Raw genomic sequence first — 10,411 nt, 5'->3', positions numbered from 1 at the left:
GCACCTCGGCCAGCGCCGCCTGCGCCTCTTCCCGGCAGAGAGCCAGCGCCTGCGCCGCCCGTTCCGGATCGCGGTCGAGCAGGCGGGCAGCAGCTTGCAACTGCCCATTCAGCGCCGTGAGATGATGACCGAGGCCGTCGTGAATCTCGCGCGCCAACTGCACGCGCTCTTCCGCCGCCGCCAAGGCGACTGCACGTTCGCGCGCTGCCGCCAGCGCCGCATTAGCTGCGCGCAACTCGGCGGCCAACCGCTCGGCGCGGGCCATCTGATCGGCCAAACGCGCCAGCACAACCGAAAACACCAAAGTGAAGATCAAGCCAAACAAAATGGAGGAGGTCTGCGCGAGGAGATATTCGAGCGCGGCGTCGCGCAACCAGAGCACACCACTCCAGCCAAGGTACAAGAGCAGACTGATGCCGAGACCGCGCCACACCCCTAGCCCAATCACCGCTTGCGAAGCGATGACAAAGAGCAAAAAGGGCAGGAACGTCCACCCGGCATCGAGACCAACATAGTTCACCACATAGTGATACTGGCGGCGAAATAGAAACGGTTCGCTGCCGCTTCACCCCAACGGCGCTGCCAACCCTCCCAAGCAGCGTTGAGCGCCAGCAGCACGCTCAAAAGCAACACCACCGGGTAAAAGCGTTCTAGCGACAAATTGCGGTGGAAGAGGATAAACGCAACGAGCGCGAAGTTGATCATGGTATACGCCGCCAGCATCAACGTGCTCTGCCCGCGGCTGAAATAGCGAGTGAGGCGCTGCCAGAGCGGGATAAACGGCCAGTGCGCATTCATGGCACCATCCACGGTTGCAAGACGTACCGCCACCAATTGTTGGCGATGCCATCGGTTTCACCAGCGACCCGCGGCAAATGATCGAGCCACCAGAGATGGTGCAGGCGCATATCGCCGCCGCCCCATTCGGCGCAGCGCATCACACGGGCTGGCGCGCTCAGATCGGGAAACTGGTACCACGCATCGGCCCGCGCCCACACTGGTCGCGGGTTGCCCCAATCGTAGTCGCGCGCGCTCGACGGCGCGAAGTGGACGTTGCCGCACTCATCGAGCCGGGTGAAACGCTCCCACAAGTCGCGCTCCGGCGGATGATTGCGGTAGACATGGGCCATAATCGACTCGACGCGATGGCCAAAGTTTTCGAGCATGCAATCGACCCCGCGCTCGACATTGAACCCCATCACAATATAGCGGCGGCGGGTATGGGGCAACCGCAGCGGCGGCGCATTGCACCAAAACGCATCCACGCCGACCATCCGGCTCTCGTAATAACCGGCATACGGAAAGGCAAACAGCCATAGCTCATCCAGCTCGCCGCGCTCAAGCTCGGCAGCCAACCCAATCTGATCGAGCAACCGCTCATAATCGGCTTCATCCGGTTGGTGCGCCGGCATCCGCCGTTCCCATGCCGCCAGATACGTGGCGCTATCGTAGCGAAAGCCATCGCTCTTGACCGGAAAGTCGGTGTAATGCCGCCGCATCACAATCCGATAATCGGCGATCCCGCCCGAACAGGCGCGCAGATCAGCGATATACTGTGCGGCCAAGGTTTCGGCATCGTTCCAACCCATCACCCGGCTCAACGGCAAGCCGCCGCGTTCGGGAATCGGCGGATCGTGCGTAATTAGCGCCACCTTGAGCGTGATCGGCTCGCCGGGCCGGTCACCGCGCAGGACAGGCAGGCGGTCGCCGGATTCGCCTCGCTTGCCCCAACCGAAGAGACGGTTCAGCATAAGCTTTATCTCCAAATAGCCACGAAAAGACTCAAAACCACAAAATATTTTTGGGTATCTTGTGTCTTTTTGTGGCTGTTCCCTAAAAGACTGTTACCATTATGACAGCAACCAACCGCCCTCTTCGCCCCCACTTCAACACCCCTCTGCGGTCTTTGCGTCCCCTGCGCCTTTGCGTTGAACCCTCTGCATTCCCTGCGGAGCCGGACAGCCGTCCGGCGCTACTGCCTTTGCGTTGTCATGGTATGATGATTGCATGATACGCTTAATTCTACTCCTCGTCATCGTCTTCACCAACGTCACGCCGCCGTCCGCAATAACACGCGACGAAGGGGCGGCAAAGGTCATCGATCCCTTCATCACCGCGCAAACCGCCGCGATGCGCACCGGCAGCGTCACCGATCTCATCCGCGAGCCGTGGGATCGTTACACCATGCGCGTCCAGCTCGACCCCAGCGGGCCACGGCTGAGCGGTGAGATCACGGTGCAACTCACCAACCGGACAGAGGTCGATTTCGATACCATTTGGTTCCACCTCTATCCCAACCACCCCAACTTCGGCGGACGGCTCGATGTTATCTCGGCCCGCATCGACGGCGTTCTAGTACCATCACGCACCTTGCACGGCGATACCTTGATCGGCCTCAGCACACCGCAAGCCATTGCCCCCGGCCAGCGGGCCACCGTCACAATGACCTTCACTGCACGCGGGCCGCGCAACGCCAGCCAGCGCATCTTCGGCGCCTACAATCTGGAAGCGGGGGTCTGGTCGATTGCGTCATTTTACCCAATGCTGGCCCGCTACATTCCGGGGATCGGCTGGGACACACGGCCAATCGAGTCACGAGGCGACTTTACCGTCAGCGCGATCGCGCTATACGATGTCACCATCGCAGCGCCGGCAGACTGGCAACTGGTCACGAGCGGCAGCCGCCTCGCTGATCAAGTAACCGATGATGGTGTACAGATAAGCCGTTTCGTCAGCGGGCCGCAACGTGAATTCTACCTTGCTGCGCTTCAAGGGCTAGTGGCGGCCAGCGCCAACGTAGATGGCACCCGTGTAGTTAGTTATGTCCAGCCGGATGATCCTGCTGCTGCTGAGCGTAGTCTCGCGATTGCTACCGCCGCTCTGCGCACCTTCAACCAGCGTTTCGGCGCTTACCCCTACGCCGAGCTAGAGGTGATTCAAGCGGCCTTGACCCGATTTTACGGCATGGAATATCCGGGAGTCGTATTGATCGAGCAAACCCTCTACCAGCGCGATGACCGGATGCTGGAAACTACGATTGTCCACGAGATCAGCCATCAGTGGTGGTACGGTCTAGTCGGCAATGACGCGCAAGGGGAAGCGTGGCTTGACGAGGGACTCGCCAGTTATAGCCAAATCCTCTATTACGAGATGATTGGCGTGCCAGAGCAAGCAAAAGCGGAACTCGACGCCTTTCGCGCCATTTACCGCCAGTTGCGCGACCGTGGCGGTGACGCACCGTTAGCCACTCCACCCTCAGACTTAAGCGATGGCCGCTACGTGCCGGTTGTCTACGCTAAAGGTGCGCTCTTCTTCCACGCGCTGCGCCAGCGTATCGGCGAAGGGGCATTCAATACATTCTTACAAGGGTACGTTGCCGCGGCAAGTTACCGCGAGATTGCCGGCCCTGACCTATTACGCACCGCCGAACAGGCATGCGCATGCGAATTGGATGATATGTTTGCGGATTGGGTGATCACAGCAAACGAGGTCACAATACCGTAGAGACGGCGCATGCGCCGTCCCTACACGATGAATACGTTGCCCCTGCTTACTCGCCCTTCACGGCCTCCTTGAGCGTGCTGCTCGCGCTAAAACCGGGGGTCTTGGTAGCGGGGATGTGGATCTTCTCGCGGGTCTGTGGATTGACACCCTCACGCGCCTGCCGCGACCGCACCTCAAACGTGCCAAAACCGGTCAGCGTCACCTTCTCACCCCGCGCCAACGCCTCAGTGATCACCTCGAGCGCCGCATCGATAATCTGCTTCGTCTCCTTCTGCGAAGCCTTGGCACGCTCGGCCACCGCCTTAATAAAATCCGTCTTCTGCATCGGTGCAGTCCTCCTCTATGCACTCAAGCGTGAATCGCTCTTCAGAAAGCAGTATACCGCATCTGTCAAGAGCTGTATCCCTTGCTGATGCGGTAAACGGCTTATTACGCTTTCCAATATGATTTTATAGCTTTGCAATGCGGAAAATCAATTTGATCGCATTGTAAAGCCATGCCACAGGCGCTCACATCACCTGCCCAACACAACAGGGGCGACCGGATGGTCGCCCCTTCCCACCATCCCCACCGAACGGGCAACCCTAATCCTCGCTGCGTTCTTGAATCACATACAGCAACTCAAGCAACACATTCTTCACGCTTTCGCGATCGGTCGCCGTACAAGGCAACACCTTGATATGCGGCGGTTGGCGCAAAGCCAAGCGCAATTCATCAGGCGACCATGCATTAGGGCGATCCTGCTTATTGGCCGCAATCACATAAGGCGTATCGCGGTACGAGACAAAAAAGTCGATGATCCGGTTCGTCTCGCGGAACGTTTCCGGGCGGGTGCTATCGACAAGGATCACCAAACCAAGCATCCCCTCGGCGAGGATCTCCCACATAAAATCGAAGCGTTTTTGTCCCGGCGTCCCAAAGAGATGGAGCACGAGATCATCAGAGATCGCGATGCGCCCAAAATCCATCGCGACAGTCGTTTCCTTCTTGATCAGCCGAGTATCGTCGGTCGCCCGGCGTTCCGTCGAGACGACCTCAATCTCCGAGATCGTCCTGATAAACTCAGTTTTGCCGGCGTTGACGGCGCCGCTGATCACCATCTTTACCGTCTGCACACAGCCCTCCGCTCCGATGCTCCGGCCCCAGCTACATGCTGCGGATCCGATTGATGATCCGGTTGACGAGGCTCTTCTTCAAACGCGGCTGTTCAACCGGCGGCATTCCGGCGGCCAGCACGCGCTGCCGTTTCACCAATTCCAGCATACCGGCGGTCAAGAAGCCATAGACCGCGCGGCACACATCAAAATCGCTCAACCCAGTCTTCTGGGCAATCTCGGCCAGCGTATCGCGGCCATTGATGCGCGCAAACACCCTCCACTCATCAGGTGAGAGGCGCATCCCCTTCAGTTTTTCCCCCGGCGGGGCCATGAAGCGCGGCACGAGATCGGTTGAGGGGATACGGTCGCGAATCCGTTCCCATTCATCGATCCGGCGCACCCCTTCCATAATCAGGTGGTCAATTGAGATCGGTATCGGCGCTAACGGCGCATCAGGCGCTGGACGCTGATCGCGCTCGAAGGTAAACTCACCTTCCGGCCACGCAAACAACCCATACACCGATTGTTCAGTATGGCCCATCAGCGCGCTCTGCAACCGTTCGGTACTGACCATCCCGGCATCAATCACGACCTGACTCAATGTCACCCCATTGCCACGAGCCGCTAATGTGCGGCAGGCTTGTGCCAACTGATCGGCGTTCAGCACGCCAAGCCGCACCAATAACTCTGGCTTCTCATCTTCGGGACGGCGCGCTGCCAGCAACAGCTTGCCTTTCTCAAAGTAGAGGCGCGCCGTTTGATCATGGTACTTCAAATACAGAGCGCCTGTTTTATACCCGCGATCAACGAGCGAGAGAAAGTCTGACAAACTAAAATCGCGGATGTTTCCCTCCAGCGGCATACGTTCCTCCGCTATCGCGGGTGTTATGCAACAATTACGTCACATGGTTGGCTGTGTATCAGCCAAACCGGGCGCCACACCGGTAGTTGGCGCCAGTTGAGTAGCTTCACGGTGATCGGCGGCCACGACCGGCTCGAAGGCCGCGATCGCGGTAGCAATCATATCATCATCCGGCTCGCGGGTGGTCAGATATTGCGCCGCTAACGTCGGGGTCAGCAGCCAGCGCACCCACGGCACATGGTAATAGTTCGCGGCGAGTTGTTGGGCCTCAAAGGCGACTGCCGCGACTAATGGAATGAGCACAATCCGGGCAATGATCCGCTGCCAGACCGGCAGACCGGCAACCGAGAGAAAAATCAGAAAGCCGATCAGCGCCACTGCCAACAGGAAGCTGGTGCCGCAGCGCGGGTGAATGCGGCTGCACTGCCGCACCGATTCCACTGTCAGCGGCAGACCCGCTTCATACGCATTGATCACCTTGTGCTCAGCGCCGTGATAGCCAAACACCCGGCCAATATCAGGAATACGGCCAATCGCAGCAATATAGGCCACCACCAACGCCAGATTGATCAACGCCTCGATGATTTCGCGCACGAGCACCGGCGCGCCAAGCTGGCCAATGAAGTTGGCCACCAGTGATGGCAACACCACAAAGATGCCAATCGCGATTGCCAGCGTGACCACAAAGATCAACGTCTGGACAACCGGGTGCAGATTCTCATCGTCATCGGCGGCAACCACCGCGGCCGAAAAATCGAGCGCCTTGCGCCCGATCGTAAAGGCTTCAGCCAGCGCGGCAAACCCACGCAGCAGCGGCCAGCGTTGCCACTGCGCGCTGCGAGCCGGGATCGGCAGGTCGAGCCGGGCAAAGCTGCCGTCAGGACGGCGCACAACGACGGTCGCTTGCCGGCGACCGCGCATCATCACCCCTTCGAGCACTGCTTGCCCACCATACTTAAACTGATTGGTACTCATGCCAATTCTGACCCTCACCCGCTCGCCGGCCAAACCAAACTTTTATTATCCTCTATCTTACCATGCCAACAGGCACGGTAACGTATCGAACATGGGGGGTTATGAGGCCGGTTCGTCAGGGTTTCCGCGCCGGGCTAAGGTTGTAGCCGCCGCCCGCACGCCGCTCACCAGACTTGAGACACGAATAATCGGCGAAACTACTCGTTCAGCCACGTAGGTCGTCGCTGTGGTCGCTGTCTGCGCCGAGTCGCGCACATTATTGGCGATCGCGCGCGTTGTGTCGAGCGTCTCATTCGCCTTCGCCAGCGCCTCATCGAGTTTGGGCAGCACATTGTTGCGCGCCAGCCGGTTGATCTGCTCAACCGCGTAGAGGATTGCGACCAGAATCGCAACCAACAAAACCGCGCCGATCAGTTGCAACGCGGCCAAGATCACGATAAAGACATCGCGCCACGCGGCACGGAAACCTTCACCGAGGAAGATCGCCGCGATAATGAACCCGAACAGAACTGCGGTCAATAAGCCAATGCCGATGCCAATCCAGCGTAACACGGGGTTACCTCCGTACCGGGCCGCAGAATACGCGGCTGTGAGGGCGCTCTAATGCGCCAAATTATATCATAGCCGCAAGCGTGAAACAACTATCAGCAAGATCCACGCTAACAATGAGGCTTCGAGCATTGGCACACCCGCCGGAGCGGGCAGATCGAGCGGGAAACGCCAGCCAATCAGGGTGGCAATCAAGCAACCGGCGGCTGCCGTGACCCAAAACATCGGGATTTGCCGCCACGAGCGGCCTAGCAAGACATGGGCCAGCGCCGCATGGGTCGTGGTCAACAAGAGCAACAATAGGGCTACCGGCGAGAGCGCGCTCATTGCACCTCCGGGCGGGCGATCCATCCCCCGCCGAGCACGCGTTGGCCATCGTAGAAAACAGCCGCTTGGCCGGGGCTAACAGCACGCTGTGGCCGTTCTAATTCCACCAGCCAGCGTCCATCGGGTTGGGCTGACACGCGGGCCGGCAGCGGTTCGGCGTGGGCACGCACTTGCACCATACACGTCAATGAATCAGCCGACGGCTGATCATCAACCCAACGCACATCGGTGACGGTAAACCGCTCGCGGTTGAGCGCCGCCGCCGGGCCGACGATCAACGCGTTACGGGCTGGATCGATCGCAATCACGTAGCGCGGTTCGCCGCCGCCTAACCCCAAGCCGCGGCGCTGGCCGACGGTGTAGAGCGGCAATCCCTGATGCCGGCCAATCTCGCGCCCTTCCAGATCAACAATCGGGCCGGGGGTGAGGCTCTCCGGCGCTTCGACCCGCAACAGGTTGCGGTAGTCGCGATCGGGCACGAAGCAGATGTCTTGGCTCTCTTCCCGATCGGCGCTCGGCAAGCCGCGCGCTGCCGCCATTGCACGCACTTCGCGCTTGGTATATCCACCGATGGGGAAGAGCAGACAGGCCAGATCAGCTTGGCCGAGCATGTGCAGCATATATGACTGATCTTTTTCGATATCTACCGCCCGCCAAAGCTGGTAGCGGCCATCGGCGCCGCGCACAATTCGGGCGTAATGGCCGGTCGCCACCGCGTCAAACCCCAAGGCCCGCGCCCGATCGAGCAGCGCGCGAAATTTGATCATGCGATTGCATTCGACGCATGGATTGGGGGTGAGACCGTGCGTGTACGCCCGGATAAAATAGTCAATGACGTGGCGGCGAAACTCGCGCTGGTAATTAAAGACGTAGAACGGGATGCCGAGCAAAGCGCAGACGCGCCGCGCGCTGGCCGCCGCTTCGGCAGCGCAGCAGAGGCTCTCGCGCAACCCGTGGTCGTCGTCATCCCACAGATGCATGGTCACGCCGGTCACGTGATGGCCGGCTTCACGTAAGAGCGCAGCGGCCAGCGAGCTATCGACGCCGCCGCTCATTGCCACTAGAACGTTTGCCATATTTGGTATTATACTCGGTATGACCGTTTCCAATAACAGCAAGGTATCACGAGAGCGCCAACGTGACGAACCCTATCACCACTATGACGGCTCCTGTCACCATCGACCGCCGCTACCACGACCGCCTTGGCCTGAGCTATTTGACTGCCGGCGCCAGCGGGCCGGCGATCGTCTTTCTGCACGGCTGGGGCGCATTTAAAGAACTCTGGTGGAGCGCCCTACGCGATCTTGGCCGTGACTACCGTTGTGTTGCCATCGATATGCCCGGCCACGGCGAGAGCCGGATCGGGCGGGCCGACCGGATCGAAGCCATCGCCGAGCTGGTGGCCGAGTTTTGCCGTGATCTTGGCTTGGCCACGATCACGCTGGTTGGCCATTCGATGGGGGGCAGCGTGGCAGTGGAGTTGACCCTGCGCCACCCCGAACTGGTGCAACGGCTGGCCCTGATCGATGCCGCAGTTGACGCCTACCGCATGCCGGCCTACACCCGCACCTATCTGCTCCCCAACGCTGGCTGGGCCGCCTTCCGGCTATCTCAAGCCGTCGGACGCGCTTTTCGCCCGCTGGGCCAGCGCATCCCGCACGAGCACGGCGGCGGCTGGATTCGCCCATGGCTGCGGCGCGCATCGTACCTCGCCACCTTCGACCCAGAAGGATTGTACCGCATTTTGCGCTCGTTGTTCGCGACTCGCGCCGATGACCGGCTGCAACAGATCCGGGTGCCGGTGCTAGTGATGACCGGCCAGTTTGATAGCCTTGCCCCGCCGGCCCATGCTCGCCGGCTCGCCGAAGCCATTCCCGGCGCGCAGTACGTGATGATCCCGGCCAGCTTGCACAACCCCATGGACGAACGCCCGCGCGCGTTTACCCGCGCATTGCGGCAATTTCTTGCCAATGCACAGGCGCAGTAGCACCACAAAAGCGCAGAGATGGTGAAGTGCGTTTCACGTCACGCTGCTCCAGAAAGAGGGTTATGAACCTCGAACCGTACCGCAAAGAGATCCAGCTTGCCGGCACCTCGCCAGTGCGCTTAAGCGTCGTCGATGTCGGGCCGCTTGCAGGCGAGCGGCAAGGCACAATCGTCTGCATTCACGGCTGCGCCGGCAACCTCGAACAATGGACGCCACAGATTGCACACTTGTCCGGTCGCTACCGGGTAATCGCGCCCGACCTGCGCGGCCATGGCCGCTCCGAGGTGGTCAATTCGGCCTATTCGCTGGAAGAGTTTCTCTGGGATTTGACCCAGTTGCTCACCCGCTTGCACGTCGAAGAGCCGTTCATTCTGATGGCGCACTCGTTCGGCGGCCCGATTGCGATCACCTTTGCCGCCAGCCAGCCCCAGCGCGTCAGCCGTTTGATCTTGATCGCGACCGGCCCTGAGATGCACCTCAACCCACTCCACGAACGGATCGTCAAGTTGCCGGTATCGCTGGCGATGCTCGAACGGTTGCGCCCGATCGTGATGCCTAAAACCTACGCGCCAGTCAAGGTGATCCAAAAGGTGCTGGCCGGCACTCTCTTTCGCTGGGATGGGCGGGCCGTGTTACCACAGGTGCAGACGCCGACCCTGATCATTGCCGGCCAGTGGGATTTCATCGCGCCAGTGGCCCAAGCCCGCGAGAGCCAACAACTCATGCCCAACGCCCGGCTCGAAATTGTTCGCTATACTCGCCATCTGCCCCACCTTGAGCGGCCTGATGCGGTGAACCGCCTGATCGACCGCTTTCTAGAAGGGCCGCGGGTCTGGCGCGAGCAACGATGAGCAGCGATATGGAGTGCGGCAGTTAAACTGCCGCACTCCAAAGCCGGCAAGCGGGGACGCAGAGACGCTACACGCAAAGACGCGCAGAGCGCGAAGAGACGCAAAGGGTTGGGCAGGAGGAGTCGTCGGATTAGCGACGACGACATTGCCGGAGCGGAACAGAGCAGCGCCCCTCTCCCGCGCTGCGGGAGAGGGGTCGGGGGTGAGGGTACGCCAAACCCCGCTTGCCGCTTGTCATTGCTTCGGTCGGGGGGCCCCC

Annotated in this window: 13 protein-coding genes; 3 read left to right on the top strand and 10 right to left on the bottom strand. The window is 60.4% G+C overall.

Translation table 11 applies throughout. The annotated features are described in order from the left end of the window. The 3 genes from U9R81_RS09485 to U9R81_RS09475 form a co-directional block, all read right to left on the bottom strand. Positions 1 to 523 (bottom strand): histidine kinase dimerization/phosphoacceptor domain-containing protein (locus tag U9R81_RS09485; RefSeq protein WP_322495238.1); only part of this gene is annotated, 523 nt, incomplete at its 3' end. Beyond that, positions 517 to 798, bottom strand: coding sequence for a hypothetical protein (locus U9R81_RS09480; protein ID WP_322495237.1), 282 nt, complete (start codon positions 796 to 798; stop codon positions 517 to 519). The genes U9R81_RS09480 and U9R81_RS09485, both read right to left, overlap by 7 nt. Beyond that, entirely contained in the window at positions 795 to 1,751 is a 957-nt protein-coding gene (locus tag U9R81_RS09475; protein ID WP_322495236.1) for a hypothetical protein, read from the bottom strand. Before U9R81_RS09475 ends, U9R81_RS09480 begins: the two co-directional genes overlap by 4 nt. A gap of 256 nt (positions 1,752 to 2,007) precedes the next feature. On the opposite strand from U9R81_RS09475, the gene U9R81_RS09470 reads away from it, so the two are divergent. Then, the gene (locus U9R81_RS09470; RefSeq protein WP_322495235.1) at positions 2,008 to 3,504 is read left to right on the top strand and encodes a M1 family metallopeptidase; all 1,497 of its coding nucleotides are present in this window, start codon (positions 2,008 to 2,010) and stop codon (positions 3,502 to 3,504) included. A 46-nt stretch (positions 3,505 to 3,550) separates the two neighbouring features. On the opposite strand, the gene U9R81_RS09465 is transcribed toward U9R81_RS09470, so the two are convergent. The 7 genes from U9R81_RS09465 to mnmA form a co-directional block, all read right to left on the bottom strand. Next, positions 3,551 to 3,829, bottom strand: a complete 279-nt coding sequence (locus tag U9R81_RS09465) for an HU family DNA-binding protein (protein ID WP_066782544.1) — start codon at positions 3,827 to 3,829, stop codon at positions 3,551 to 3,553. 259 nt (positions 3,830 to 4,088) lie between these two features. Beyond that, complete coding sequence (locus U9R81_RS09460) at positions 4,089 to 4,619, bottom strand: GTP-binding protein (RefSeq protein ID WP_066782542.1); 531 nt, start codon at positions 4,617 to 4,619, stop codon at positions 4,089 to 4,091. A 31-nt stretch (positions 4,620 to 4,650) separates the two neighbouring features. Then, the gene (locus U9R81_RS09455; RefSeq protein ID WP_322495234.1) at positions 4,651 to 5,463 is read right to left on the bottom strand and encodes a DUF4388 domain-containing protein; all 813 of its coding nucleotides are present in this window, start codon (positions 5,461 to 5,463) and stop codon (positions 4,651 to 4,653) included. Positions 5,464 to 5,502: 39 nt separating this feature from the next. Then, a complete protein-coding gene (locus U9R81_RS09450; protein WP_322495233.1) occupies positions 5,503 to 6,438 on the bottom strand; it encodes a DUF1385 domain-containing protein in 936 nt (311 codons plus the stop codon). Between the two features lie 99 nt (positions 6,439 to 6,537). Further along, positions 6,538 to 6,990: a hypothetical protein gene (locus U9R81_RS09445; RefSeq protein ID WP_322495232.1), complete on the bottom strand. Its 453-nt coding sequence runs from the start codon at positions 6,988 to 6,990 to the stop codon at positions 6,538 to 6,540. 66 nt (positions 6,991 to 7,056) lie between these two features. Beyond that, complete coding sequence (locus U9R81_RS09440; protein WP_322495231.1) at positions 7,057 to 7,314, bottom strand: hypothetical protein; 258 nt, start codon at positions 7,312 to 7,314, stop codon at positions 7,057 to 7,059. After that, positions 7,311 to 8,390 (bottom strand): tRNA 2-thiouridine(34) synthase MnmA, encoded by a 1,080-nt coding sequence (gene mnmA / locus U9R81_RS09435; protein WP_322495230.1) that lies wholly within the window; start codon positions 8,388 to 8,390, stop codon positions 7,311 to 7,313. The genes U9R81_RS09440 and mnmA overlap by 4 nt, the downstream gene beginning before the upstream one ends. A gap of 62 nt (positions 8,391 to 8,452) precedes the next feature. On the opposite strand from mnmA, the gene U9R81_RS09430 reads away from it, so the two are divergent. Both U9R81_RS09430 and U9R81_RS09425 read left to right on the top strand, forming a co-directional pair. Then, entirely contained in the window at positions 8,453 to 9,301 is an 849-nt protein-coding gene (locus U9R81_RS09430) for an alpha/beta hydrolase (RefSeq protein WP_322495229.1), read from the top strand. A gap of 62 nt (positions 9,302 to 9,363) precedes the next feature. Beyond that, positions 9,364 to 10,152 (top strand): alpha/beta fold hydrolase, encoded by a 789-nt coding sequence (locus U9R81_RS09425; RefSeq protein WP_322495228.1) that lies wholly within the window; start codon positions 9,364 to 9,366, stop codon positions 10,150 to 10,152. The last annotated feature ends 259 nt before the right edge of the window (positions 10,153 to 10,411 follow it).

Origin of the sequence: Chloroflexus sp., from assembly GCF_034435895.1 — a bacterium.
Lineage (GTDB): Bacteria > Chloroflexota > Chloroflexia > Chloroflexales > Chloroflexaceae > Chloroflexus.
Note: the sequence above shows the minus strand (reverse complement) of the source record. Positions and strands in the feature narration are given on the sequence as shown.